The sequence below is a fragment of the Sporanaerobium hydrogeniformans genome (assembly GCF_002735925.1).
GTDB lineage: Bacteria > Bacillota > Clostridia > Lachnospirales > Cellulosilyticaceae > Sporanaerobium > Sporanaerobium hydrogeniformans.
In genome coordinates, this window is the sequence record NZ_PEDL01000001.1 from 304,779 (window position 1) to 329,949 (window position 25,171).

General features: G+C 35.1%; 39 protein-coding genes. 38 read left to right on the forward strand and 1 reads right to left on the reverse strand.

Annotated elements, in window-relative coordinates:
* Positions 1 to 7 precede the first annotated feature (7 nt).
* The 13 genes from CS063_RS01435 (at position 8) to CS063_RS01495 (ending at position 8,999) form a co-directional block, all read left to right on the forward strand.
* On the forward strand, positions 8 to 196 hold the full coding sequence (locus tag CS063_RS01435) for a hypothetical protein (RefSeq protein WP_099447934.1): 189 nt from the start codon (positions 8 to 10) through the stop codon (positions 194 to 196).
* The gene (locus CS063_RS01440; protein ID WP_099447935.1) at positions 190 to 510 is read left to right on the forward strand and encodes a hypothetical protein; all 321 of its coding nucleotides are present in this window, start codon (positions 190 to 192) and stop codon (positions 508 to 510) included. Before CS063_RS01435 ends, CS063_RS01440 begins: the two co-directional genes overlap by 7 nt.
* A gap of 27 nt (positions 511 to 537) precedes the next feature.
* Positions 538 to 900: a hypothetical protein gene (locus CS063_RS01445; RefSeq protein ID WP_099447936.1), complete on the forward strand. Its 363-nt coding sequence runs from the start codon at positions 538 to 540 to the stop codon at positions 898 to 900.
* Between the two features lie 32 nt (positions 901 to 932).
* Complete coding sequence (locus CS063_RS01450) at positions 933 to 1,241, forward strand: hypothetical protein (protein ID WP_099447937.1); 309 nt, start codon at positions 933 to 935, stop codon at positions 1,239 to 1,241.
* Positions 1,242 to 1,304: 63 nt separating this feature from the next.
* A complete protein-coding gene (locus tag CS063_RS01455) occupies positions 1,305 to 1,913 on the forward strand; it encodes an antA/AntB antirepressor family protein (protein WP_099447938.1) in 609 nt (202 codons plus the stop codon).
* A 371-nt stretch (positions 1,914 to 2,284) separates the two neighbouring features.
* Positions 2,285 to 2,584 (forward strand): nuclease, encoded by a 300-nt coding sequence (locus tag CS063_RS01460; RefSeq protein ID WP_099447939.1) that lies wholly within the window; start codon positions 2,285 to 2,287, stop codon positions 2,582 to 2,584.
* A 4-nt stretch (positions 2,585 to 2,588) separates the two neighbouring features.
* The gene (locus tag CS063_RS01465) at positions 2,589 to 3,062 is read left to right on the forward strand and encodes a hypothetical protein (RefSeq protein ID WP_099447940.1); all 474 of its coding nucleotides are present in this window, start codon (positions 2,589 to 2,591) and stop codon (positions 3,060 to 3,062) included.
* Positions 3,063 to 3,195: 133 nt separating this feature from the next.
* Positions 3,196 to 3,669 carry a transposase gene (locus CS063_RS01470; protein WP_099447941.1) on the forward strand — a complete coding sequence of 158 codons (474 nt, stop codon included), beginning with the start codon at positions 3,196 to 3,198 and terminating at the stop codon, positions 3,667 to 3,669.
* Between the two features lie 144 nt (positions 3,670 to 3,813).
* Complete coding sequence (gene terL, locus CS063_RS01475) at positions 3,814 to 5,250, forward strand: phage terminase large subunit (RefSeq protein ID WP_330400951.1); 1,437 nt, start codon at positions 3,814 to 3,816, stop codon at positions 5,248 to 5,250.
* A gap of 3 nt (positions 5,251 to 5,253) precedes the next feature.
* On the forward strand, positions 5,254 to 6,660 hold the full coding sequence (locus CS063_RS01480) for a phage portal protein (RefSeq protein WP_099447942.1): 1,407 nt from the start codon (positions 5,254 to 5,256) through the stop codon (positions 6,658 to 6,660).
* Entirely contained in the window at positions 6,660 to 8,411 is a 1,752-nt protein-coding gene (locus tag CS063_RS01485) for a minor capsid protein (protein ID WP_099447943.1), read from the forward strand. Before CS063_RS01480 ends, CS063_RS01485 begins: the two co-directional genes overlap by 1 nt.
* Positions 8,412 to 8,426: 15 nt before the next feature.
* The gene (locus tag CS063_RS01490) at positions 8,427 to 8,633 is read left to right on the forward strand and encodes a hypothetical protein (protein WP_099447944.1); all 207 of its coding nucleotides are present in this window, start codon (positions 8,427 to 8,429) and stop codon (positions 8,631 to 8,633) included.
* Between the two features lie 57 nt (positions 8,634 to 8,690).
* On the forward strand, positions 8,691 to 8,999 hold the full coding sequence (locus CS063_RS01495) for a hypothetical protein (protein ID WP_099447945.1): 309 nt from the start codon (positions 8,691 to 8,693) through the stop codon (positions 8,997 to 8,999).
* A 29-nt stretch (positions 9,000 to 9,028) separates the two neighbouring features.
* On the opposite strand, the gene CS063_RS17550 is transcribed toward CS063_RS01495, so the two are convergent.
* A complete protein-coding gene (locus CS063_RS17550) occupies positions 9,029 to 9,169 on the reverse strand; it encodes a hypothetical protein (protein ID WP_180270637.1) in 141 nt (46 codons plus the stop codon).
* Between the two features lie 238 nt (positions 9,170 to 9,407).
* Here CS063_RS17550 and CS063_RS01500 point away from each other — a divergent pair, with 238 nt between their 5' ends.
* From CS063_RS01500 to CS063_RS01625, 25 genes are all read left to right on the forward strand, one after another.
* Entirely contained in the window at positions 9,408 to 10,031 is a 624-nt protein-coding gene (locus CS063_RS01500) for a phage scaffolding protein (RefSeq protein ID WP_099447946.1), read from the forward strand.
* Between the two features lie 15 nt (positions 10,032 to 10,046).
* Entirely contained in the window at positions 10,047 to 10,421 is a 375-nt protein-coding gene (locus CS063_RS01505) for a hypothetical protein (protein WP_099447947.1), read from the forward strand.
* A gap of 13 nt (positions 10,422 to 10,434) precedes the next feature.
* Positions 10,435 to 11,454 (forward strand): major capsid protein, encoded by a 1,020-nt coding sequence (locus CS063_RS01510; protein WP_099447948.1) that lies wholly within the window; start codon positions 10,435 to 10,437, stop codon positions 11,452 to 11,454.
* A 46-nt stretch (positions 11,455 to 11,500) separates the two neighbouring features.
* The gene (locus CS063_RS01515; protein ID WP_099447949.1) at positions 11,501 to 11,845 is read left to right on the forward strand and encodes a head-tail connector protein; all 345 of its coding nucleotides are present in this window, start codon (positions 11,501 to 11,503) and stop codon (positions 11,843 to 11,845) included.
* Positions 11,842 to 12,174: a hypothetical protein gene (locus tag CS063_RS01520; RefSeq protein WP_099447950.1), complete on the forward strand. Its 333-nt coding sequence runs from the start codon at positions 11,842 to 11,844 to the stop codon at positions 12,172 to 12,174. The genes CS063_RS01515 and CS063_RS01520 overlap by 4 nt, the downstream gene beginning before the upstream one ends.
* Positions 12,171 to 12,581, forward strand: coding sequence for an HK97 gp10 family phage protein (locus tag CS063_RS01525; RefSeq protein ID WP_099447951.1), 411 nt, complete (start codon positions 12,171 to 12,173; stop codon positions 12,579 to 12,581). The genes CS063_RS01520 and CS063_RS01525 overlap by 4 nt, the downstream gene beginning before the upstream one ends.
* Entirely contained in the window at positions 12,571 to 12,984 is a 414-nt protein-coding gene (locus CS063_RS01530) for a phage tail terminator family protein (protein ID WP_099447952.1), read from the forward strand. The genes CS063_RS01525 and CS063_RS01530 overlap by 11 nt, the downstream gene beginning before the upstream one ends.
* 12 nt (positions 12,985 to 12,996) lie before the next feature.
* Positions 12,997 to 14,055 (forward strand): phage tail sheath subtilisin-like domain-containing protein, encoded by a 1,059-nt coding sequence (locus CS063_RS01535; protein WP_099447953.1) that lies wholly within the window; start codon positions 12,997 to 12,999, stop codon positions 14,053 to 14,055.
* 14 nt (positions 14,056 to 14,069) lie between these two features.
* Positions 14,070 to 14,546, forward strand: a complete 477-nt coding sequence (locus CS063_RS01540) for a phage tail tube protein (RefSeq protein WP_099447954.1) — start codon at positions 14,070 to 14,072, stop codon at positions 14,544 to 14,546.
* Between the two features lie 55 nt (positions 14,547 to 14,601).
* Entirely contained in the window at positions 14,602 to 15,006 is a 405-nt protein-coding gene (locus tag CS063_RS01545) for a phage tail assembly chaperone (protein WP_099447955.1), read from the forward strand.
* Positions 15,007 to 15,204: 198 nt separating this feature from the next.
* On the forward strand, positions 15,205 to 16,983 hold the full coding sequence (locus CS063_RS01555; RefSeq protein WP_099447957.1) for a tape measure protein: 1,779 nt from the start codon (positions 15,205 to 15,207) through the stop codon (positions 16,981 to 16,983).
* A gap of 4 nt (positions 16,984 to 16,987) precedes the next feature.
* On the forward strand, positions 16,988 to 17,650 hold the full coding sequence (locus CS063_RS01560; protein WP_308415402.1) for a LysM peptidoglycan-binding domain-containing protein: 663 nt from the start codon (positions 16,988 to 16,990) through the stop codon (positions 17,648 to 17,650).
* On the forward strand, positions 17,647 to 18,597 hold the full coding sequence (locus tag CS063_RS01565; RefSeq protein WP_099447958.1) for an XkdQ/YqbQ family protein: 951 nt from the start codon (positions 17,647 to 17,649) through the stop codon (positions 18,595 to 18,597). Before CS063_RS01560 ends, CS063_RS01565 begins: the two co-directional genes overlap by 4 nt.
* The gene (locus tag CS063_RS01570) at positions 18,588 to 19,058 is read left to right on the forward strand and encodes a hypothetical protein (RefSeq protein WP_099447959.1); all 471 of its coding nucleotides are present in this window, start codon (positions 18,588 to 18,590) and stop codon (positions 19,056 to 19,058) included. The genes CS063_RS01565 and CS063_RS01570 overlap by 10 nt, the downstream gene beginning before the upstream one ends.
* Positions 19,048 to 19,443, forward strand: a complete 396-nt coding sequence (locus CS063_RS01575; protein ID WP_099447960.1) for a DUF2634 domain-containing protein — start codon at positions 19,048 to 19,050, stop codon at positions 19,441 to 19,443. Before CS063_RS01570 ends, CS063_RS01575 begins: the two co-directional genes overlap by 11 nt.
* Complete coding sequence (locus CS063_RS01580) at positions 19,443 to 20,465, forward strand: baseplate J/gp47 family protein (RefSeq protein WP_308415403.1); 1,023 nt, start codon at positions 19,443 to 19,445, stop codon at positions 20,463 to 20,465. Before CS063_RS01575 ends, CS063_RS01580 begins: the two co-directional genes overlap by 1 nt.
* On the forward strand, positions 20,465 to 21,007 hold the full coding sequence (locus CS063_RS01585; protein ID WP_099447961.1) for a putative phage tail protein: 543 nt from the start codon (positions 20,465 to 20,467) through the stop codon (positions 21,005 to 21,007). Before CS063_RS01580 ends, CS063_RS01585 begins: the two co-directional genes overlap by 1 nt.
* Positions 21,000 to 21,716: a hypothetical protein gene (locus tag CS063_RS01590; protein ID WP_099447962.1), complete on the forward strand. Its 717-nt coding sequence runs from the start codon at positions 21,000 to 21,002 to the stop codon at positions 21,714 to 21,716. The genes CS063_RS01585 and CS063_RS01590 overlap by 8 nt, the downstream gene beginning before the upstream one ends.
* Positions 21,717 to 21,734: 18 nt before the next feature.
* Complete coding sequence (locus CS063_RS01595) at positions 21,735 to 22,001, forward strand: hypothetical protein (RefSeq protein ID WP_099447963.1); 267 nt, start codon at positions 21,735 to 21,737, stop codon at positions 21,999 to 22,001.
* Between the two features lies 1 nt (position 22,002).
* Positions 22,003 to 22,197: a hypothetical protein gene (locus tag CS063_RS01600; RefSeq protein WP_099447964.1), complete on the forward strand. Its 195-nt coding sequence runs from the start codon at positions 22,003 to 22,005 to the stop codon at positions 22,195 to 22,197.
* Between the two features lie 93 nt (positions 22,198 to 22,290).
* Complete coding sequence (locus CS063_RS01605; RefSeq protein ID WP_143452424.1) at positions 22,291 to 22,572, forward strand: hypothetical protein; 282 nt, start codon at positions 22,291 to 22,293, stop codon at positions 22,570 to 22,572.
* 14 nt (positions 22,573 to 22,586) lie between these two features.
* Positions 22,587 to 22,865 (forward strand): hypothetical protein, encoded by a 279-nt coding sequence (locus CS063_RS01610; RefSeq protein ID WP_099447966.1) that lies wholly within the window; start codon positions 22,587 to 22,589, stop codon positions 22,863 to 22,865.
* Positions 22,862 to 23,578 (forward strand): M15 family metallopeptidase, encoded by a 717-nt coding sequence (locus CS063_RS01615; protein WP_099447967.1) that lies wholly within the window; start codon positions 22,862 to 22,864, stop codon positions 23,576 to 23,578. Before CS063_RS01610 ends, CS063_RS01615 begins: the two co-directional genes overlap by 4 nt.
* A 215-nt stretch (positions 23,579 to 23,793) precedes the next feature.
* Positions 23,794 to 24,345 carry a hypothetical protein gene (locus CS063_RS01620; RefSeq protein ID WP_099447968.1) on the forward strand — a complete coding sequence of 184 codons (552 nt, stop codon included), beginning with the start codon at positions 23,794 to 23,796 and terminating at the stop codon, positions 24,343 to 24,345.
* Between the two features lie 4 nt (positions 24,346 to 24,349).
* Positions 24,350 to 24,730 (forward strand): hypothetical protein, encoded by a 381-nt coding sequence (locus tag CS063_RS01625; protein WP_099447969.1) that lies wholly within the window; start codon positions 24,350 to 24,352, stop codon positions 24,728 to 24,730.
* The last annotated feature ends 441 nt before the right edge of the window (positions 24,731 to 25,171 follow it).

Sequence of the window (25,171 nt, forward strand, 5' to 3'; positions counted from 1 at the left end):
TGAGATCATGAATAGACAACTAAGTTTATTAGAATCTAAACCTAAACTTTGGAAATATGATAATGAATTGGGTGTAGCTTATTTTTGCCCACATTGTAAAACATTCATATGTGATAGCCATCCTATATGTAAACATTGTGGTTTTGAGGTTGATTGGAATAAGGAACAAGAGTTTAAAGGAAAAGTCAAATGGTAACAAATCCAAATTTGGTGGTGGTAGTAATGCAAGAAATGGAACAGAAAGAATTTAATTATTGGGAAGATGTAGTTTTTTATCAGAAGCAGGGACACACAAAAGAAGAATCTGAGGATTTAGCATATAAAGATTTAATGAGTGTGTTCAACAAAGTATGTGATGCTATTGACAAGAACCCAAAAGGGTGCTGTGTAATATGCAAGTATTCAGAAGGTGTATGGGATACAGGTAATGTTGAGTGTGAATTTCATGGTGGTCTACACAAGAATGATGATGTGTGCGATCAATTCAAAGAAGTAGGTTTAGATGGATAAAATCAGAGTTTGAAAGGGTTTGAGAGTATGAAAAAGTTAAAAAGTATATATGAACAGCCTAAAAGATATGCTAGAAAGTGTAATATACCTATAAAATATGCAAGGGAGATATGTAAGAAACAAACAAAGTTATTGAAAGAAATAAGAAAGAATAGCAAGTGTCCTTATTGTGGCAAAAGAGAGCTTGAAATGGAATGGAGTGAGGCTGACTATACTTGTCATTCATGGATTGTATGTGGAAACTGTGGTAAAGAAGTTGATGAAACGGTATATAAGAATATAAGAGTTGAAGAGATAGGGGAGGACTTTGATATATTCCTATGGATGAGCTTAGATAATATGCACTTCACAAAAGAAGAGTGGATTGAGTTCATTAAAGAACATAAATAAATAAAATATAAGTTTGAAAGGTGGAAAAGTAAATGGAAGAGATTAAAGGAACAATGATTACTGGTGCAAGTGACGATTTAATAGAAATAGAGGGAGAACTTAGTGAAGAATTTGAAAGCTTTGATTGTACTGATGGGGTACTATCTTGCTCGGACGGAACACTCTTAGAAGTAAATTATGATAAGCATGGGATATGGAGATTTAATGTTTTATATTCAGGTAGTTTATTTAACAAGAAAGTTGAAGGTTCGGCAGATAGTGATACAAACGATGAAGTTTATTTTAATCCAGGCTTAAAGTGGATAACGTTTAATGATGATGGCCATTTAGTAACAAGATAAAATCTGATTTTTAAATTACACAGGGTGGCTGAATTTTAGGCTACCCTTTAGGAGGTGCTAAATATGTACGAGTTATTAAACATTGAGGTTAAAGATGGTAAGCAGCTAGTAAGTGGTAGAGAGTTGCATGAGTATTTAGAAATTAAGACCCCATATAAACAATGGTTTGAAAGAATGCTAGAATATGGATTCGTTGAACATCAAGATTTTGAATTGGTCACACAAAAATGTTTGACCAATAATCCTAAAAATCCTTGGACAGAAATTACGGATCATGCAATTACTATAGATATGGCCAAAGAGTTATGCATGTTGCAACGTAACGCTAAAGGGAAGTTTACAAGGCAGTACTTCATAAAAATGGAGAAAGTAAGTAAAGAACTTGTTACGTATCATGAGACTAAACTAAAAGAAATTACTGACAGATTAGATCGTACTGAAAAGCTTATTGGACTCAGAACTAGAACTAAATTCAACTATGGAAGGTACATAAAAAATAAGATGGGTATTAACAGAGCTACCAAGGACTATGACAATGTTAAGATGGTTCTTTTCGCTGAACTTGGTGTGAATATGTGGGAGCAAATTGACTACTCTTTAGATGTTATCGCCAAGATTGATGAGATTTTAGAAACGCTTAAATTGGATAACCAATTATCTTACATCAAATAAAATTCGACTTTGAGTAACTTGTTTTTATTTACATAAATAAGTTTAAATAAAGAAGAAATAGGCTCCAGTGGTCTAGTGTGGTCTAGGTAGTGGTCTAGGAAACGATACTCTTAAACCCTTGATAATACTACATTTAGACCACTAGACCACTTAGACCACTACTTTTACACCTATAAAGAAATCAAGTTGCAAAACGAGTTGAGTTAGTCTCTGTTATCAACTTATATATATAGTATATTAAATTTGGTGGTCTAGGTGGTCTAAGGGGACTAAATGTAGTAATACCAATGGTTTGAAGGCTGTTTTTTTAGACCACTAGCCTTTTTCCAGTGGTCTAGTGTGGTCTAGTTTTTGAAAATGAGGTGAAAAAGATGAAAGATATTCCGTTAGAATCTAACATCCAGAAAGATATATTGAAGTATTTAAAGTCAAGGAATGATTGCTGGTTCTTTAAGGCTCATAGTGGTAGCAGTTACAGCTCAAAAGGAACTCCTGATATCATAGGTCATTATAGGGGATTGTTTGTAGGGTTTGAAGTAAAAAGACCAAAGGTAGGAGTGCTTTCGGATCTGCAAGCTAACACGATTAGAAAAATAAATACTACTGGAGGTAGAGCTTATATTGTTACATCGGTAGAGGAAGTAAAAGAAATACTTGAGAATGTGGGGTGAAATAATGAGAAAAGACCATATAAGAGATTATGCTACAGAGGCATTTAGATATTATGCTAGGCTTGGGAAGACATTTGAACAGGTTAAAGAAGAGATATACAAAGAGGCTATTGAGAAGTCTAAAAACAATGATATTAAAACTAACAACATCTGTTCTCCCACTGAGCTTGCTATGATGAGAGCTGACAAAGCAGTAATCGAAAAGAAGGGCGAGCTTGAGGATATACTTGCTGTTGAGGAAACATTAAAGCAATTAGCTTATGAATACAATGGGTCTGATATTAAAAAAGTTGTGCAATTAGTTTATTTTGAGAACCCATCAGAAGAGATAGAGCGTAATGAGTTTACTAGGAGAGTTATTTATGCAGCTAATCAAATACATTGTGATGAACGCACCGTATACAGGTACCTAGGAAAAGCACGGAGTATATTTGCAGAAAATCGTGGTTTAAGGAAAACTAATAAGCATATTTCATAAAGTTGTCAGTAGTAGACCTAAAAAATGTGTTAATATGGTAATGTGAACAAAAGCACTTAGATGGTATAGGAGAGTTAAATGACTTCTCTAGCCACACTAGGTGCTTTTTTTATTTCAAGAAAGGAGTAGGGTCATGGCAAAATCAAAATATGAAACTCATGTATTACCAAGATTGGTTGAGATTGAAGGGTGGGCTAGGGATGGCCTTACTGATGAACAAATAACTAAGAATTTAGGAATTAGCATTCAGACATTTTATACGTACAAGGTTAAGTATATTGAGTTTTTTGAGTCCTTAAAAAGAGGAAAAGAGGTAGTTGATCGAGAAGTAGAAAATGCACTTCTTAAAAGAGCTCTCGGATACAGTTATCAAGAAGTTACTAGAGAGCCAGTATTAAATTCTGATACAGGGAAGTATGAATTGCAGCCTACAAAAGTAGTAACTAAAGAAATAGCTCCTGATACTACGGCACAAATATTCTGGTTAAAGAATAGAAAGCCAGAAGAATGGAGAGATAAAAAAGATATAGAGCATAGTGGAAATGTAAATAACCCATATGCTAATCTAACCGAAGAACAGCTTCTAAAAATCGCAAAAGGTGGCTAAAAAGCATATAAATACTAAACTTTATACATTCTAAGTAAATTTGATTTTAAGAAAGCTTGTAAAATCAGCGTTTAGTTAAAAATAGTAACCACATATAACAAAAAATTATCTTTGGTGATTGACTTATGTAGGAGGTAAATACATGTGCAAAACATAGATAAAAATATAATAACTTTAGGAGCTAAGATAGAACTTGCAAAACGTAGGTTCTTTTTTTATTGCCAGCTTAAAGCACCTAAGTTTTACAAAGATGATAGACCATTTCTTATAGAGTTATGTGACACACTACAAAGCTTCTATGAAGCACAAGATGAGCAAGTCCTTATTGTTAATATGCCACCAAGGCATGGAAAGAGTCGTACAGCTTCTTTGTTTGTTGAGTGGATGTTTGGTAAGAACCAACAAGAGAAGGTTATGACAGGTTCTTATAATGACACCTTATCAACTACCTTTGCAAAGTCTGTAAGAAATTCCATACAAGAAGAAAAAGCCGATATCCTTAAGCCCGTGTTTAGTGATGTGTTTCCGGGTGTAAGAGTTAAGCGTGGGGATGGATCTATGAGCCTATGGTCATTAGAAGGTGGATACAATAACTATCTGGCCACATCACCAGGAGGAACAGCCACAGGATTTGGAGCTTCTATCATGATAATAGACGACTTAATCAAAAGTGCTAAAGAAGCCTACAATGAAAATGTATTAGAAGGTCATTGGGATTGGTTTACTAACACAATGCTTTCACGTCTTGAAGAAGGCGGAAAGATTATTATAATCATGACTAGATGGGCAAGTGGTGATCTAGCAGGTAAGGCCCAGGAGCATTTCAAGGAACAAGGCATTAAAGTTAAACACATAAACATGAAGGCTGTACAATCTGATGGGTCTATGCTTTGTAGTGAGATACTTTCTAAGAAATCTTACGACATGAAAGTTAAGGCAATGGGTGAGGATATAGCAAGTGCAAACTATCAGCAGGAACCAATAGACCTTAAAGGCTGCCTATATAGTAGCTTTAAAACCTATATACAGTTGCCTAAGGATGATAAAGGTAATTTACTATTTACACGTATATCATCCTATAGTGACACAGCAGATGAAGGCTCAGACTATTTATGCAACATTATCTACGGTGAGTATAACAAAGAGGCTTATATTTTAGATATTTATTACACCAAGGATCCTATGGAGACTACAGAAGAAGAAACAGCTAGAAGGCTTTACCAGAATAGCGTAAATGTATCCACTATTGAAAGCAATAATGGTGGTAGAGGATTTGCTAGAGCTGTAGAAAGGATATTAAGAGAGAAGTTTGGTAGTAATAAAACTAAAATCAAATGGTTTCACCAAAGCCAAAATAAGAACGCCCGTATACTTAGTAATGCTACCTGGGTTATGGATCATATTTATTATCCAGTAAATTGGAGAGATAGATGGCCAGAGTACTATAAGGCCATGACTAAATATCAAAGAGAAGGTAAAAACAAAAATGATGATGCTCCTGATGCCACAACTGGAGTTGCCGAGGCATTTAATAAGTGTTCAGGTGGTATTTCAGTATTAAAGCCAAAAGAGAGGAGGTAGGCAATGCCAGCAATAGAGTTAGAACAATTTAAAAAGATTTTAGAACGCTATAAAAATGGACATGATGAGTATATTAAGCAATGCAAAGTAGCGAGAATGTACTATGCACACAAGAATGATATATTAAGTGATTCAGCTCCAGCTAATAGAAACAAGCAAAAAGAAGATAATCCTTTAAGAGCAGCTGACAATAGAATCCCTCATGATTACCATGCTCAACTTGTAAATCAAAAAGCATCTTATTTATTCTCATATCCGCCTACGTTTGATGTAGGGAAGAAAGAGCTTAATGAGAAGATTAAGAAGATGCTGGGAGACAATTACGAGAAGTATTGTAATGAACTTTGTGTAGATGCTTCTAATTATCGCAATGCATGGCTGCATGTATGGAAGGATAGCGATAGTAAAGAATTTAAGTATGCACCGGTTAATCCTATTCAAGTCATTCCTATTTACTCAAATGGATTGATTAAGGACTTAGCTGCAGTTATTCGTGTTTACTCAGAATACTTTGATGATGGTAGTACGTATTCAACAAACAACTATTACACAGTATATGAGTATTGGGATAAAGAGGGATGTACTACATTTCGCAAGAAACAGAATGCTATTAGCTTGAATGATATTGAAAGCATTAATCGATTTGTTTCAGTCAATATTGATACTGGTGAGAGCACAGAAAGTAATTATTATCAACATGATTTTGGAGAGGTACCATTTATTGAGTTTCCCAATAATAACATCAAAGATAGTGACTTAACTAAGATTAAACCATTTATTGATGTTATGGATAACGTATTAAGTGGGTATGTTAATGATATTGATGACATTCAGCAGCTCATATGGGTACTTACTAACTATGGAGGTACTGATTTAGATGAGTTCAGAAAAGACTTAAAGAAATATAAGGCTATCAACATGGAAAGTATGGGAGCTGATGATAAGTCAGGAGTTCAAACGATAGCTGTTGATATTCCAGTAGAAGCGAGAAACAAGCTTTTAGAAATTTGTAGAAAACAAATCTATGAACAAGGGCAAGGACTAGACCCTCATCCAGAAGGTGGTTATTCGAATAGCTCAGGAGAAGCACTTAAATTCATGTATGCACCACTTGAACTAAAGGCATCACTCATGGAAATTGAGTTTAGACCAGGCTTTAATAAACTCATTAGGCTCATGGCAAAGAGTCTAGGAAAGAACGAATATTTTTCCATTAATCAAACATGGACTAGAAACTCTATAAAGAATGAGTTAGAGGCTTCTCAAATTGCTCAAAATAGTTTCGGTGTTATATCTAGAAGAACACTCTTAAAGAATCATCCATGGGTGGAAGATGTAGAGCAAGAACTCATTTACCTTGAGGAACAGGAGCCAGATCAGGAGCCTCCACTAATAGGTGGTGGTAGTTAATGGATAATCATACTTATTGGATTAAAAGGCAAGAGGCTAAATATCTAGCTGGAGAAAAACTTATTACAGATTACTATAAGGGTTTGGAAAAAGCTTTTAAGCAAGCACAAAAGGAAATCACTAACGTAGTTAATGCTTTTTATATTCGTTATGCAAATGAAAATAATGTTACCTTTCAAGAAGCACAGAAGCTTTTAACACGTGCAGAGATAGGGGAGCTTCAAGAGTTTATTGACATGGCTAAAGAATATATGGGAGAGTATAACCTTGAACTTAATAACATGTCAATAAAGGCAAGAATAACCAGGTATGAAGCACTTCAAAAGCAAATAGATGTCGTATTGCAAAAACTCTATGCTACTGAATATGAACAAAAAGGTAGAGAGATTTTGCAAAATGCTTATACAGAGTCCTATTACCGAACTTGGTGGAATATAGATTGTTATAAGGGATTTCATTCAGAATTTGCTCAGATTAATCCAGTGCTTATTGATGAGCTTATTAACTACCCATTTAATGGGGCCAATTATTCTGCTAGGTTGTGGAAACAAAAGGATCATATGCTATACAAGCTGAATGAATCTCTTACTACAATGCTCATACAAGGGAGAAATCCTAAAGTATTGGCACCAGAATTTGCAAAGCAATTTGATGCAAAGACAAAGGATGCTTATAGATTACTACACACTGAGGGAAGCTTTATCATGGAGCAGGCTACTCAAAAGATGTACATAGAGGACGGAATAGAGAAGTACGAGTGGTCAGCTACACTGGATCTAAGAACTTGCCATGATTGTAGCCCACTAGATGGTGAAGTATTTGATGTAGGCAAAGGTATTGTAGGGGAAACACTTCCACCCAAGCATAACCGTTGCAGATGCACCACACTACCTTATTTTAATGATGTTGATAAGTATATTAGCGAGAGAACAGCACGTAACCCTGAGACAGGTAAGAGCATACAAGTATGGGAAGATATGAAATATGATCAATGGTATGACCGATATGTTAAAGGAGTACCAGAAGCAGAACTTGCCGAGAAGAAACTCAAAGGACTTTATGAAGACAGAAAGCAATGGAACCAGTATAAAGAAGTCCTTGGAAAAGAAGTACCTCAATCTATTGAAGCCTTCCAAGAGTTGAAGTATACTGATAATGAGAAGTGGAAATTATTAAATACTGAATATAGAAAAACTAATTCATACAATACAATCATTAAAAATGAGCCAGATATTACAAAAGACCTTGTAGAGATATCTAACCGAACTAGTGTTAGTATGGTTGGATTGGAATACAGATTAAAGACCAAAGAGTCATTTATTCGGAAAGTTAATAGTGATAGTATGAATAGCTTTGATGGAGATATTATTTCTAAAACTATTAGCAATACTAATGATGTTATTAGATATACATATCAATCTGATAAAAATACGTTTGTTGATTCATATAAATCTGTTTGTAATTCTTTAGTAGATAAAGGGTATAAGACAATAAAGGTAAAGAATACATGGTTAGATAAGCGTAACCCATATAATGGAGTGAACTGTATATTTGAAGGTTTAAATGGTCAAAGATTTGAAGTGCAGTTTCATACTCCAGAGAGTTTCAATTTGAAAAATGGAGATATGCACAAGTTATATGAAAAAATGAGACTTGATACAACAAGTCAAGAAGAAAAGAAAAATTTAACAATTAAGATGTTTGAACTATCGTCAAAGTTAGAAAGACCATTAAATATTGAACAAATATAGAGGGAGGTGGAGTATATGGAAGATTTTTATTTTGCATATGGGTATAGCAAAGGTAAGGTAGATAGGTTATACAGAAGAATTGATGGAAGTTTTGAAAGGTATGATTTTGATACTAAAACATGGGTTGATGCTCCAGAACAATCTTGCATCTATATTGGTGAAGATTTGATGTATGATGAAATATCAGAAGATGATGCTAATAAAGTAATAAATACCAAATAGGCACTTACTTAGTTGAATGAGTAGGTGCTATTTTTATGTAAAAAATGAGGTTGTAAGATGATAGATAAAGTAAAAATAGGATGGAAAACTTATAAGGTTGAATCTGTAGAACCAAAACAAACGTTATTTATTGAAGGCAAAGAATGCTATGGAACTATTGATTATGACAAACAACAGATTGATTTAAGCACCACTAATAGCAATGCTCTAAATGAGGTTACACTAATACATGAAGTTCTCCATGGGATAGAAGATATGTATTACTTGGACTTGGGAGAAGAAACTGTAAAAAGGCTTGCGGAGGCAATTTATACGGTATTGAAAGATAATAATTTAGATATTGTTAAGCAATGTGAAAAAGCGTGACATTTAATTGCCACGCTCTACTTGTAAAACTATTTCTTTTTTGGTTTAGCTTGTGATAAAGCACTTCCAGCAACACTTTTTGAAGCTTTGCTTGTTCTGCTATCTTGTAATATTTTAGAAGCAGTAGAAGCAACTTTAGAACTAGTTTGTTTAGTATTTTTTGCTACCATATGCAACACCGCCTTTCCTTATGTATTTCAGCTCTGCCAAGCTGATAAATGAATTATAGAATAAGAGAACTGAATATTGTGTCGTAATAAAGCACTAAGTAAATCTTAAGCGAAAACCACCAGTTGAGAGGGGGAGTGGTGAGTAACTTCTACTTAGTGCTTTTTATATGTCCGGAATGACGTAAAACTATCAAATCCATGTGATGATAACACGTAAAAATCGTAGGAGGATATAGGGATGAAAAGAGAATTTCTAGAAGGATTATTAAAAGACATCAAAGAAGAGGACAGAAAAGCTATTGTTGACAAAATTATGGCTGAAAATGGGACAGATATCAATGCAGCTAAAGGAGACACCAAGAAACTGGAGGATGAAGTAAAGACGTTAAAAGGTGAAAAGAAGAACCTTGAAGGTCAGCTTACCACAGCTAATGGAACAATCGAGGATCTAAAGAAAGGTAACCCTGATGTTGAAGCTTTGCAAACTAAAATTAAGGAGCATGAAGCGACTATTGCTAAACAGAAGCAAGAACATGAAGCGGAAGTTACCAAGCTTGCACGAGAAGCCATTAATACAGAGTTGGTCGGTAAGTACAAGGCTAAAAATGCGAAGGCTGTTATGGCTCTTATTGATGCGTTTGAAGCCAAAGACAATGAGGATTACAAGACATTACTAGATGCTAAGCTTAAGGCTTTAAGTGAGGCAGATGATACTAAGTTTATGTTTGGTGAAGCCCAAATCAAACAAAACTATAATCCAAATGGTGGTGGGAATCCTGGTAAAGAAGGTTTAGGGGCTAGCATGGCAGCTCAAAGAAATACAACACAGGCACCAGCGTTTGACCCTTGGGCAATTAAATAAAGGAGGAATAGAAAAATGTACGCAAAAACAGTGAATTATGATAATACACCAGAGTTTTTAGCAGCAGAGCATCATGTATGCTTTTCTACTACAATTAACAACACAGGAATTACAGCAGATAGCAATGGAAAGAAATGGGCTATTGCAGGTAGTTTGATTGATGCCACAGGTAACGTGGTAACAGTTACTTATTCAGCAAGTACCTATACACCATCCGCAACACCAGTAGGGATTTTATTCCACACTGTAGACGTTACAGAGGGCTCACAACCAGCATCACTAATGGTTGAAGGGTATGTAATGGCTGAGAGATTACAAGGTGATAATGTAGCAGGATATGTAGCAACAGCAGCATTTAAAACAGCATGTCCAGAAATTAAATTAAGATAAGGAGGGCTATCTAATGCCAAGAATCGAAGAATTATTAACCCCAAAAGAATTGATTGATTATACAAAGGCAAGAGCATTACCACCAATGGTAGGTGAAACACTCTTTCCAAGCCAAAAAACAGATGCATTAGACATTGAAATGATTAAAGGTGCTAGCAATTTGCCAGTAGCAGCAAGCGTACATGCTTTTGATACTGAAGCCGAAATTGGAAGCAGAGAGGGTGGAAGCAAAAGTTTCCAAGACCTTGCATTAATCAAAAGAAAAGAAAAAGTGGATGAGAAAACACTTATTGCACTTAACAATCCAAGGACATCAGCAGAAGAAAAACGTATTATCAGTGATCTGTTCAACACAGTGGATAGACTTGTAAATTCAGTATTAGTTAGAGTGGAGGCTATGCGCCTTGAAGCCCTCAGTACAGGAAAGATTCAAGTCAATGAGAATGGTGTAAAGGCAACCATTGACTATGGAATGAATGCAGCCCACAAAGCAAGTAAAACATGGGCTACTGGTACACCAGATATCCTTCAAGATATTTTTGATATGTGTACTACAATCAACACGAACACAGGCTTTAAACCTTCTCGTATCTTAACCAGTACAAAAAATCTTAATATCTTACTTAAAGATGCATCTATTCGTTCGGCGGTATTTGGTGTTAACTCAGCCATGTTGCTTACCTCTGCTCAGCTTAATCAGTTTTTAGTAGCTCAATCCCTTCCACAAATCGCAGTATATGATGCTATGTATCGTGTACAAGCTAAAGCAGGTACATATACAACTAAACGCTATTTAGCTGAAAATGCTCTTGTTTTAATGCCAGAGGGTAAGATGGGTGATACTTTCTATGGTCCTACAGCTGAGGAAATCGAATTGGCTACAAAAGGTGATGTAGATATCGAAATGATTGGAAACATCTTAGTAGAGCAATATGCAACAAATGATCCAGTAGCTAAGTGGATTAAGGCAGTAGCAACAGCTATGCCATCCTTCCCCTATGCAGACCAAGTAGGCGTTATCACCGTATCTTAATAGGGGTAGTATTTGCTACCCTTATTATTGTAAAGGAGGAAGCTAAATGGTACTTGATAAAGTAAAAGGCTTGCTTAAGTTATCACAAGATGAACCATTAGTTACTTTTACAGTAGGCATGGTTACCGATGAAGTACTTAATTACTGTAATCTAACAAGTATCCCTGAAAGGCTTGAGAACGTAGTAGCCATGATGTGCTTTGATGTTATTAAGCAAAGTGGTCTCTCTCTGTCTGAGGATAAGGAGGATCACGTTAAGAGCATACGTGAAGGGGATACAACTATCCAATATGTTTCCACTACAGAAATGATTGTAGAGCGTATCAAAAACCCTTCTTTTATGTTCAACTATACCGCACAGCTTAATACTTTTAGGAGGCTAAGAAGATGAATCCATTAGCTAGGCTCTGGAAAGATAAGATGACCGTTTATCGCTTTCAAGAAATAACTGAGGGAGACATTACACATGAAAAAGATGGAATGGTTTGTGATAATATACCTTGTAAGTACAGCAAAAGTAGCTTAACCGAAGCAAGCGAGGGAGCTCCTCAGCTTGTTAATCGACATATCTTATTTTGTGCAAGAGATACAGATATCAAGGAAGGTGACAAGGTAGTTGTTACACAACGTAACGGCAATACTGTAGAGCTTGCAGTAGGTGAAGGCTTTCCTTACACCAGTCATATTGAGTTTAGCGTTGAGAGGAAGGAATTCCTATGAATACGAATCAGCGTGCTAATCAAATGGCTATTCAGAAGTATCGCAAGGAATTAATGGCTATGATAAGTGATATTAAAGAGATTGATGAGCGTGTGTTAACTAAAGCTGTTAATGTAGGGGAATCAGAAGTTAAACAAAATACACCAGTAGATACCGGATTTATGAAGAAGCAATGGTACGTATCACCTACTAAGCGAACAGCTAATGGTGTAGAGAAAAGACTTTACAATATTGCAGATTACGCCTCCTATGTCAATTATGGTCATCGCATTGTAAAAGCACAGGTTACAGTTGGATTTGTTAAAGGTAGGTTTATGCTAGAAAAATCAGTAGCTAAGGTCAATAAGACATTAGAAACAGAGTTTAAAAAAGAAGTAGAGAGGGTGAATAGAAAGCATGATAAGTAGCATTAAAGGATGCATAGCTAGAAAGCTTAAGGAAATCTATCCAGCTTATACGGTTTATGATGAGGATATTCCTCAAAACTTCAAAACACCTTCTTTTATGATTAACCTTATTCAGGAAGACTATTCTAAGTTACTTCATATGAAGTCAAAAGCAACCCTTAGCTTTGATGTAGCCTATTTTAGTGGGAGTAAAGCAATCAATAATGATATACAAGATGTTCAAACAAGCCTACTAAGAAAATTTGATTTAATTAAGAAAGATGATTTTAAAATAAGGATACTCAATAAGCGGTGCAACACTACGGATAAGGTGTTGCACTTTTTATTTGATGTGAATTATAGAGAAATCAACCAAGAAGCATTTATAAAAATGCAGAAAGAAACAACGAATACACGTTTGTAAAGGAGGAGAAAAATGGCAGGTACATGGAATTCACAAAACAAAGTCCTTCCAGGTTGTTACATTAATTTTAAAACCAATGAACCACTCAGTATTATGCCAGGTGATAGAGGAATAGTCGTTATTCTTCAGGAGATGTCAGTAGGAACTGAAGGAGACATGTATGCTATTACAGCAACCGATGTTTCCGAATGGCCAGAGAATGCTACAGCAGCAGATAAATTCTTAACAGGTGAAGCACTTAAACTAGCACAGAAGGTTATTGTGTATAATTTAGGAATTGCTAGAGATTCAGATGCGATTACGGCGGCTCTTACAGCTTTAAAGACAGTTATTTTCAACACCCTGTGCTATCCCTATGATAGTTTAGAGGAAGGATCTATCGACACATCGGCTAAAACAGCCATTAACACCTGGATTGAAGCCATGAGAAGTGACGAGGGAATTTATTGTCAAGCCGTATTAGCCAACCATGCTGCAGATAGCGAAGCTGTTATCAATGTAGCTAATGGGGTGAAAATGGTTGATGGAACAACGCTTACGGCGGCACAGTGCACAGCTTGGGTAGCAGGAGCCACAGCAGGGGCGTATATCAATCAGTCTAATACCAATCAAAAGTATATAGGTGCTGTTGATGTAAGTCCACGTATGACAAAAACAGAAATGGAAACGGCCATTAACGCAGGTAAATTCATCTTTAAAGTAGATACTTCGCAGAATGTTACAGCAGTCTATGATATTAACTCGTTTATTACCTTTACTGCAGATAAAGCAAAAAGTTTTAGAAAAAACAGAACGGTAAGAGTGATTGATAATATCAATAATGATGTAACCAAGATTTTTGAAGCAAATTACATGGGTAAAATTAATAATAATGAGGAAGGTAGAAGTTTACTTAAAGCTAGCCTTGTAGAATACTTCAAAGAATTGCAACGCTTGCAAGCTATACAGAACTTTGTGCCGGATGATGTAACGGTTACGATAGGTGCAGATAAAGATGCAGTCGTTATTGATTGCTATATCCAAACAGTGGATAGTGCAGAGAAATTCTACATCACTGTAAATCTTAGATAGGAAGGAGAATGAGTATGTCAGATAATTACGTAAGATTGGCCGACACCATATCCTCTAAAGAGGGTAAAGCCTATATTACTATTGATGGACAAAACCGAGAACTCTTTGAAATCTCGTCATTTTCAGCTCAACTGGAATTACAAGTGCAGTCAAGAAGAATGCTCGGGCATAGGATGGTACAGCATAAAGTCACTGGAGCTGAAGGTACTGGTTCTATGACTATGTACTTTATGAATAGTGATATGCTTCGCTTAGCAGTAGATTATATTAAGAATGGTAATTATGGTGGACTAAAAATCCAAGTTAAAAACATGGATGAACAAAGTACTATCGGTACGCAGGATGTGGTATTAAGTAACGTGCTACTTTCTACCATACCAGTTGCTAAACTAGATGATCAATCAGAAGACCCTATCACTATTGATACGGACTTTACTTTTGACGACATTGATGCACTTGAGTTGTTCCAGTTACCACAAAACTATCGTTAATCACTAAAGGGGGCTTACGTCCCTCTAATTTTTTATAAAAGGAGAGGATTAGATAATGAGTAAAAGTTTACAAGCCTTTTTAAACCCAGTAAGAATAGAAAACAAAGAGGTTATAGTAAGTAATAGGTTTGTTGAGGATGGTAAAGTAGTACCGTTTGTAATCAAACCTATTACTCAAAAAGAGAATGAGCTACTTATTAAAAAGTATACTAAAATGGATAAAAAAGGTAATCAGACATTCAATCAAACTGAATATGTGCAAGCGCTCACAGCAAGTGCGGTAGTATTCCCAGATTTAAATAATGCAGAATTGCAAAAAACACTTGGTGCATTAGGCAATGTAGATGCACTAAAAGAATTGCTTTATGTAGGTGAATTTTCTGTGTTAACACAAGAAGTCCAGAAACTTAGTGGATTAGATGTTGAAGATGAGGAATTAATAGAAGAGGCAAAAAACTAATTAAGGAGAATAACTTTGAGTTCTTAGTAGCTCATTTTGTTCTCCAAAAGCTCCATCGGTTTCCACATGAATTAGCTGAACTACCAAAAACTGAGAAAGCCTTGGTCTATGCATCCATCATAGAAAGGATGGAACAAGAGAAAAAAGAACAAGAGAAGCTTAATAGGCTAAAAGCTAAAAAAGGAAGGAGGTGAGTATGTGCCTACATTAGAAGCAACATTCAAACTATATGATGGCTACAATAAGACAATTAGTCAAGTTATAGCTGGTACGGACAAGGCTACAAATAAAATATTAAAAGCTTCAGGAGCTACTGACACTTTTAATACTAAACTTTCAAAATCAGGAGCAAGCGCAGGTTTAGCTGCTGGTGGCATAAGTAAGCTTGCTGTAGCATTAGGTTCTCTTATAACTGTTAAAAAAGCTATTGATATTACTGATTCATATGCAAATACAGGATCAAGGCTTGCGTTAATTAATGATGGATTACAGACTCAGGTTGAATTACAAGAAAAGATATTTAATGCAGCTGAAAGGTCTAGAGGAAAGTATGCTGATATGGCAAGTGCTGTTTCAAAAATGGGTATGCTGGCTGGTGATGCATTTGGAAGTAATGATGAGCTTATAGGGTTTACTGAGTTAGTACAGAAGTCATTTAGATTAGGTGGATCAAGTGTAACAGAACAACAAAGTGCAATGCTACAGTTATCACAGGCAATGGCAGCAGGAAGACTTCAAGGTGATGAGTTTAGAAGTATTATCGAAAATGCTCCTAAAATCGCAGAGGCTATAGCAAAATATACAGGTAAATCAAAAGGAGAATTAAAGGCTTTATCCTCAAAAGGTATGTTAACAGCAGATATTATTAAAAATGCTATGTTTGGAATGAGTGATGATATTAATAATGACTTAAAAAAGATGAAACGTACATTTGGTGATGTTTGGAATGATATTTCAAACAATGCACTTAAAAAGTTTGAACCTACAATGGAAAAAATAAGTGACCTTATAAATAATCCTAAGTTTGATGCTTTTACAAATAGCATAATAAATGGAATTAATGGAGCTGCTAATGGTGTATTGTGGCTTATAAATGGTTTTATTGAGCTAGGGACTATTATAGATCAAAATAGAGAAGTTGCAGGATTATTTGTATCAATTTTAGGTGGCTCCATGATTGGTTCGGCTATAACAAATATATCTACGCTTGCTAAAGGATTATTTGTGACAGGTGGTCTTTTATCAATTGGAATAGGCCTCACAATGGGACTAGCTTATGCATGGATAACTTTTGGAGATTGGTTTAATAGCGTAATGGGTAATGTGTACGGAACAGTATACGTTATTACAGGTGCTATAGTGAATGCATTCATAGGTGTAGGATATACAATAGATAATATTGTTAAAGCTATATTTAATAGTTTTGTATGGCTTACAAATTCCACAATAGATTTATTAAATATGTTACCTGGTGTTAATTTAGGTAAAAAGGATTACTGGAAAGGATTTATGCCAGAGGCCCCTTTTCTGGATTTAAACGAAGAATTTAAAACAGGATACCAAAGTGGAAGTTATGGAAGTAAAGGAATGAGCAATGGTATAAGTACAATGCTTGATGATTTGCGAAATATGTTTAATGGAGAAGATGTATTAGGTTCATTTGGTGATTTTAGCAAGATAGACCATATCTTTAAAAGCTTACAGTTCGGAACCCCTTTTACCGGTTTTGATAATCCAATAGAAGTCACAGGTAAAGGTGGTAAAGCAGTAGAAATTAATATGGATAAACAAGACTTGCAATACCTAAAGGATATTGCTGAGAGGGAGTATATCAATAAATTTTCTACAGCTACGTTGGCACCTAATACTAACATACAGTTTACTGGTCCAATAAGTAAAGAAACAGATGTTGACATGGTGGCTAAGCATATAAGGGACATTATGATTGAAGAAATAGAAATTTGTGCAGAGGGGTGATAAGTTGAGTAATTATAAAGTGTACTTTGATAGTGGAACAACTAAGCTAGTACTTCCAGTTAATCCAGAAGAAATAGAAGTTAAATATGCACAGGCTAATGAAAAGTATGAAGTGCTCAAATTAGGTCAAGTTGTCATTCCTACACATGTTGAATTGAGATCTTTTAGCTTTGAATGTGAATTACCAGCTAAGCCACCGATATACACAGAAACACCCAATTACTTTATTAGTCCTGATGAATACTTGAAGATATTTAGAGCATGGCAGGGATACAAAAAGCCGATGTGGTTTATTGCTTCTAATGGTATTGGAGAAGATATCAGCACAAAGGTACTTATAGAGAGCATGACTATAATTGAGCGTGCAGGTGAGGAAGGTGATAAGTTTGTAACCTTTCAACTTATTGAATACCAAGAGTTTGCTAAAAGACAAGATGTAGTCATCAAGGAAAAAGTGACGATTGCTCAAAAAGCAAATGCATCTAGTCAGGCAAGTAATCCTAAAAAACCTACTACCTATATGGTTCAAAGTGGCGATACATTGTGGGGTATAGCTAAGAGATTTTATGGGAATGGAGCCAAATATACGACCATATATGATGCAAATAAGGATAAAGTTAAAAATCCTAACCTTATTCGTGTAGGGCAGGTGATTAATATACCATGAGTTTTGAATTTTTTGTAGAGAATAAAAAAGATGGTAAAATATCTGAAATAAGTGAGTTAGTTACTTCTATTAGCTACTCGGATCCGCTAAATAATGGATGTGGAAAGCTTGAATTTAGTTATCTAGATGATGAGCTTGATATCTATAATGGATCAGTTATTCGATTTAGGTACCAAGGAACCAACATATTTTATGGTTATGTCTTTAAAAACTCAAGGAGTAAGGCTAAAAAAGTACCTATTGTGGCTTATGATCAACTGCGATACTTAAAGGCGAAAGACATCATGGTCATTCAAAACATGGAGGTGGCTGACATTATAACTAGAGCTTGCCTTTATTTTAATCTAAGAAAAGGAAATGTCACCCCTACAGGGTATAAACTTCCAACGAGTGTGCAAGATAATAAAACATGGTTAGATGTGATTTATGAGGCTATAAGAGATACACTTTTAGCTACATCTAGAAAATATTGTCTAAGAGATGAGTTTGGATATATTGCTCTTAGAAATCTTGAGGAACTAAAGCTTAATCTGATACTAGGTGAAGGTAGTCTATGCTATGATTTTAACTATGAGAAATCTATAGATACGAATACCTACAACCTTATTAAGCTTATCAAAAAGAATGAAGAAAGTGGTAGAGTAGACGTATATATAGCCAAGGATAGTGATTCCTTTTCAAAATGGGGCATATTGCAGTATTACGAGGAAGAAGATAAAAGCTCTAATGATGCAACTATTAAGAGTAAGGCAGATGCCTTATTAAAACTTTATAATAGAGAATTAGAAACATTGGAGTTAAAGTGCCTTGGAGATACAAGAGTAAGGGCAGGAACGAGTGTACTAGCTGAGCTTTCAGATATCGGAGTAAACAAGAGACTTATTGTCAAAAATGTGACTCATCACTTCCTGCCAGTCCATACCATGGAGGTAGAGCTATGTATATAGAATCGATTAAAAAAATAATAGTAGGTTATCTGAATAACTTAAAGACTACACAAGTTTTATCAGGAACAGTGGAGAGTATCAACCCTTTAGCCATTAGAATAAGCAAGGAACTTGTCATACCTTCTGAGTTAATTAGTGGTGAGCTTAAGAGGTTTATCATTAAATCCTGGCAAGTGGGTATGAAACTTAATCTCATTAGAAATGAAGGTGGTCAAGAGTTTGTTATCCTTGAAGAAATTACTAATATACCTTCAATCAGTGTAGGTACAATCACAGCTGTTAATCCATTAGTTATGGAAATAGGAGAAGGACCATTAAAATTGGTTGAGGAAAGAATTATAGGAAACCAAAAGGCTAACTATAATAAAATTGAGGATATAGGGAAGAAGGTTAGGCTCCTAAAAAACAGTGCTTCACTTCATTTCTACATTCTTGAGGAGGTGATTGAAGATGCTTCCTAGTAGCAAGCTGTATGACATGGAAATAGACGCTACAGAAACAGAAACGAGTAAGACGTATAAACTTACTACCAAAAAGATACAAGGCACTACAAGCGATATAGAAGCACTCAAACAAGCTATATATAAGATACTTGATACTGAAAAGTACGATTATCCTATCTATAGCTTTAATTATGGGATTGAGTTTAACAAGCTTATTGGTCAAGATATGACCTATGTACGTATTGAAATGAAAAGGCTCATTAGGGAGGCTTTGCTTCAAGATGACAGAATAACAGATGTAGTCAATTTCAACTTTACCTTTGAGGGTGATGAGGTACTGTGTGAATTCGATGCCGTAACGATTTATGGAATGATTACTGCCAGCAAGGGGGTGAGTATTTAGTGTTTGAAAATATGACTTATGAAAATATTTTAAGCAGTATGCTTGAAGGTGTAACAAGTGATGTAGACAAGAGAGAGGGAAGTATCATTTATGATGCATTGGCTCCATGTGCCTTGAAGCTGGCAGAGACTTACTTTGAGCTAAACAACTTCTTAAATCTTGTATTTAGTGATACTACGGTTGGGATATACTTAGACAGATGTGTAGCTGATTTTGGTTTAAGTAGGAAGCAAGCGACAAAGGCTATTCGTAAAATAATTACCAGTGGTGTAGTCCCCATAGGGACTAGGTGGGCAATAGAAGATACAACTTATAAAGTTATAGAGTTTATCACTGTAGGTGAATACAAGGCAGAATGTGAGCAATATGGTGATATCGGTAACACCTATACTGGAACTCTACAAAGCTTAGATAACATCAGTGGAATAACAGCTAACCTTACGGCTATTTTATTAAGTGGTCAGGAAGAGGAAAACGATGAAAATTTACGTGATCGGTTCTACAATAAGGTTCGTATGCCTGCGACAAGCGGAAACACTTATCACTATAGACAATGGGCTCTTGAGGTTGAAGGGATAGGAGATTGTAAAGTATTTCCTATTTGGAACGGTGCAGGTACAGTAAAGGTACTTATAGTAGATTCTAATAAGGAAGTTGATGAAACGCTTGAAGCAACGGTAGCAACACATATTGAAGAGGTTAGACCAATAGGTGCCACAGTAACAGTAGACAGCCCTACAGCTAAAACAATAGAAGCTACATCAACTATCACTTTGGATGGATCTAAAACGTTAGAAGAAGTAAAGGCAAGCTTTGAAGAGAAGTTAAAGAAATATCTAAACAGTACAGTCTTTAAGACCTACTCTATAAGCTATGCCATGATAGGAAGTATCCTCCTCACTACTCCTGGAGTAAGCGACTACGAAAATCTGCTTGTAAATAGTGGCACAGCTAATATTGCTATTGAAAGTACTGAGATACCAATACTTGGGGCTGTGACTCTAACAGAGGTGGTGGACTAATGGACTTAATGGAATTACTTCCAGAGTATTATAAAGGTAATACCACTATGGAGGAGCTTCAAAAAATCCTAAGTACCAAGGTTAATGCTCTTGCTACAGCAAAGGACACAACAATAGACCAATGCTTTATCAATACAGCTACTGAATTACTTAGTAGGTATGAAACGATATTCGGTCTTAGTGTAGATGTTAGCAAGAGCACTACTTTTAGACGTGAGCGAATTAAGGCAAAGATAGCAGGAACAGGTACCACTACTAAGCAAATGATTGAGGATGTAGCCAAGTCATATTCAAATGGTGAGGTTGAAGTAATAGAAGATAATGCTAATTATAGATTCATTATTAAGTTTGTAGGTACGATAGGGATACCGGAGAATATGGGAGACCTTACGCTGACTATAGATGAGATAAAACCGGCTCACTTAAGCTACACCTTTGAGTACACATATAATACCTACAATACAGCAGGGCTATATACTCATAATTATCTTGCCAATTTCACTCACAGTGGCATAAGAGAGGAGGATTTAACAAATGGCTAATTACACAACGAATTACAACCTAAAAAAGCCATTAGGTACCGAAAACTACAACATAGAAGACCAGAATGGAAACATGGACATTATAGATCAGAAGCTTGGAGAGCAAGCTGAACAAATAAGTGGTTGTTTAGAGAAAATGGGGCCATTAACAGGGCTTATGACTAGTGTTAAGACGAATATAGTAGCTGCTATTAACTCTTTATGTACATTAGCAAGTACAACAGTTAATGGGCTTATGAGCAAGGAAGATAAGAATAAGCTTGATGGGATAGCTATAGGTGCAAATAACTATGTGCATCCTGGTAGTGGGACGAATCCACATGGAACGACTAAGGCAGATGTAGGGCTCGGTAGTGTACTTAATTATGGGGTAGCAACTACAGCAGAGGCACAGGTGGCAACAAGCAATGTAAAGTATATGACCCCAGCACTAGTTAAGACCTTATTACAATATCAGGTACAGAATGGAGGTGTTAGCATGATTAAGAGTGTGCAAAGAGGTGTTGTTGCAGCTGGTACGGCAAGTGGTACTACAGTAGCTATAGCTAGTGTAAATATAAGTAAAGCAGTAGTAATACTATCAAGCTCATACGGAGGTACAAGTAAAGCACCTGCACATGCTGAACTTACTAGCAGTACCTCATTAAGTGTCTATGCAGCTAATGTGAGTGAGAATGACCTGTATTGGCAAGTTTTAGAGTTTTACTAAAATGAGAGGAATGATTTAATGAGATATTATGCACAAATAAACGATTTAGGTTATTGTATATGTATATCAGAATTAAGTGATGAAGTAATTAAGGAAAATATGATAAATATTTTATCATATGATACATCATATCTAGGAAGGAAATGTGATGTTAATAATATGGTGTGGCTAGATGAGTATATAGACAAACCACAGGAAGAAAACAGGTTAAATCAAATAGAGCAAGCTATAGGGATTTTAGCGGAACAAGTAGCAAAAAATACTTTGTTAACAGGAGGAAATTAAAATGAGTGAAGCATTGCAAACTATGGTAAAGGATAATATTTTTACAAGGATTGGAGTGGCAGCAGTAGAGCAAAGAACACAATCACTTAGGGGGATGCAGGAACTTGTGGCACTATACTTGGCTATGGGTTGGATTAATGCTGGGGAATCCGCAGAGATACTAGCATATGCACAACAAAAGTTAGTAGCAGCATAAACAAATAATCAGTTGTTAAGTTGAATAAGGCATAGGAGAGACACCAGAGATGGTGTATTTTTTATGCTTTTTTTAGGACAGGAGGAATTGCTTATGGACATAACATCCACAAGTCAAGCCATACAAATGGTAGGTTTTCCTATTATTTGTGTATTGGGTTTGGCTTTTTTTATTTATAAGATATGGCAGAAGATGCAAGAGAATCAAGATAAGCTAACAATGACACTCGTAGAAGTTAACACCACAAATAGGGAGCTAAGCGAAACAAATAAGGAACTATCAGAGACTAATAGGAAGCTAGTAGAACAGTTTACAAATGATTTAGCAAGCATTAAAGAAGATATGAAAGATATTAAAGAAGCTGTATCAAAATAGAGGAGGTAAATAAAATGTTTGATTTAATTTTAGCAATTGTACAAGTAGTATTTTTAGTAGTTGTGGTGTTAGCTATACCATGGATAAAGAAGAATGTACCTAGCATGGTTACAGTTATTTTAGTTAATGTAGCAGAGACATTATTTAGCTATGCTAACGCTGGACCTGATAAATTTGCTTGGGTAGATAAACTATTACAACAGTTATTGCCTAAGCTCACAGCACTAGAAAGAGAACAATTAATAGAAGATATAGTAACTAAAATGAATGCTATAGGGGAGGCTTTAAAATGAGTATAGACAGATGTGACGATATAAAAGAGTTACACCCAAAGGTTAGGGAGTTGGCAGAGAAGTTACTAGTAGAAGCTAAGAAACAAGGACTTGATGCTAAGATTATAGATACTTATCGTAGTCCAGAAAGGCAAGATTTCTTGTATGCGCAAGGTCGTACTAAGCCAGGTGCTATTGTGACTAATGCTAGAGGTAAAGATAAAAGCTCTTACCATAATTGGCGTTTAGCTTTTGACTGCATCCAGAACTCCAAGACTGACCCTTACAATGCAGCCTTTTTAGCTAAGTTAGGTAAGATTGGACAAAGTTTAGGATTAGAATGGGGTGGAGGGTGGAGTAGCTTTAAAGATGCCCCACATTTTCAATATACTTATGGGTTATCTATAAAGCAGCTCAATGCCGGGGCTAAAATACCTACTTATATACCACCTAAGCAAGTAGACCAAGAACTTGTAACCGCTATAGATAAATTAGTGGTAGCTGGGGTGAAAATGAATGCGTGCAATTGGAACTCTATAGATAAGATGGATTTAAGGTATGCAGAAACACTCATACTTCGTATAGGAGCATTGTTTGGCTTTAGTGACTATAAAGCTACCATAGATTACTTACAAGGCAAGGAAGTCATTACAGACCGTACGTTATGGGATAGGAAAGAGTTTGTGCCTAAGTACATTAGAACAATATTAATAAGAGTATCAAAATTAGTTTAGGTAGGGCTTAGGCTCTACCTTCTTTTTTTATGCCTAAATTGCAGAATTGTTTAGTTGAAAAAAATAAATATAAGATGTATACTTATAGTATAAGATATAGTATAAAAAATCATATACAACATATTGTATTTGGTGTTTAATTTACTACAACATATTGTAATTGACAAAGTGTGTTAAAATACTTAATATACAGACAATTTGATGGGGTGTGTAGTATGAATACTAAAGGACAAAAACCTAGTAATAAGCTAGATAATGATACAAAACATAAAATATGCACAAATTGCATTCAATATCAAGTAAGTGATAAACCTAATAAAATTGCTAACTTAGGATTTCGAGTTATATATACTTTCGTATCTTGGTTGTGGTTAGGTTATGGCGTAACTGATGGGAATGCTTTTTTTGTTTCACTTGGATTGTTTATAGTCCCTTTGTTAATTGATTATTTATCATTTATTCCCCAAGAAAATACAAGAAAGTGGATGAAGGTTTTTGAAATATCAATTTGTATCGGAGTCTTAATTTTTGCATATATTGGTATAAGTGGAAGTATAAATATTATAAATGATGGAAATAATCTTGTTATGATTCCTACAAGTAATCATTTAGCATTTAAAGGCACTAATTTTAAAATAAATATTAGTATAGTATACTATCTTTTACTTATATTTGTTTTATGTACTGGAATTGATTGGATAGCAACTCCTAGAACATGTGAAAATAAGTATAGGGAATCTTTGAAGCCATCAGTAGAAAGGGGATGATAGTATGACAGGTATTAATCTCTTTATATTAATCGCAGTTTTATTTTTATCAATCATCATAGGAACAGCAATAAGATTATACATCGTAGGGGTAAAAAACATACTAATTTTTTCTATTTACATTCCTGTATTATTATGTGCTTTTACTGTAAATTTTATAACTCAAATATTAAAAGAGAATAGAACATTATCATTGTTTGAGAAGATTGTTGTAGGATATAAGATATTATTTTTTATAATATCACAAACACCTATATTAATTGGATTAGGTTGCACAGCTGTAATGGATGCACAAGAAAAGTATAAAAAGAAACCTAAAGATCAATACAGAAGTTCTAAAACTAGTTATAGAGATAAATTTGATAACTTATGTAGGCTTGCTTAATTTTAAGAATAATACTGAGATAAAGAATAGTTTTAGAAGTACCAGGTGCTGAGCCTGGTCTTTTATTATGGGTAAAACTTTATATGGAATATTTTTTTATGATATTAGTATACTATAATTAAGGTACCAGTTACTTATAGCAAGAAAGGTGGCTGGGTTGTGTATATGCTAAAGGCATTATTTATAGCTTTTGTAGTAGCTGTAATAAACGAAAGTGTAAAATATATGTTTATAGTATTAAAACAATTATTAACTAAGAACAACTAGCTTTAATAATAATTAGTATGCTGGGCTGGTACCTACAATTCTATGAGTTGTGGGTACCAGCTTATAATTAAAATATAACAAAAGGATATTTATGCTGGAGCGTTTTTCGTTATTTTTTAATTTATAAAAGAATAGTTTTGAGAGGTAGGGAAGAAACCCTACCTCTTTTTATTG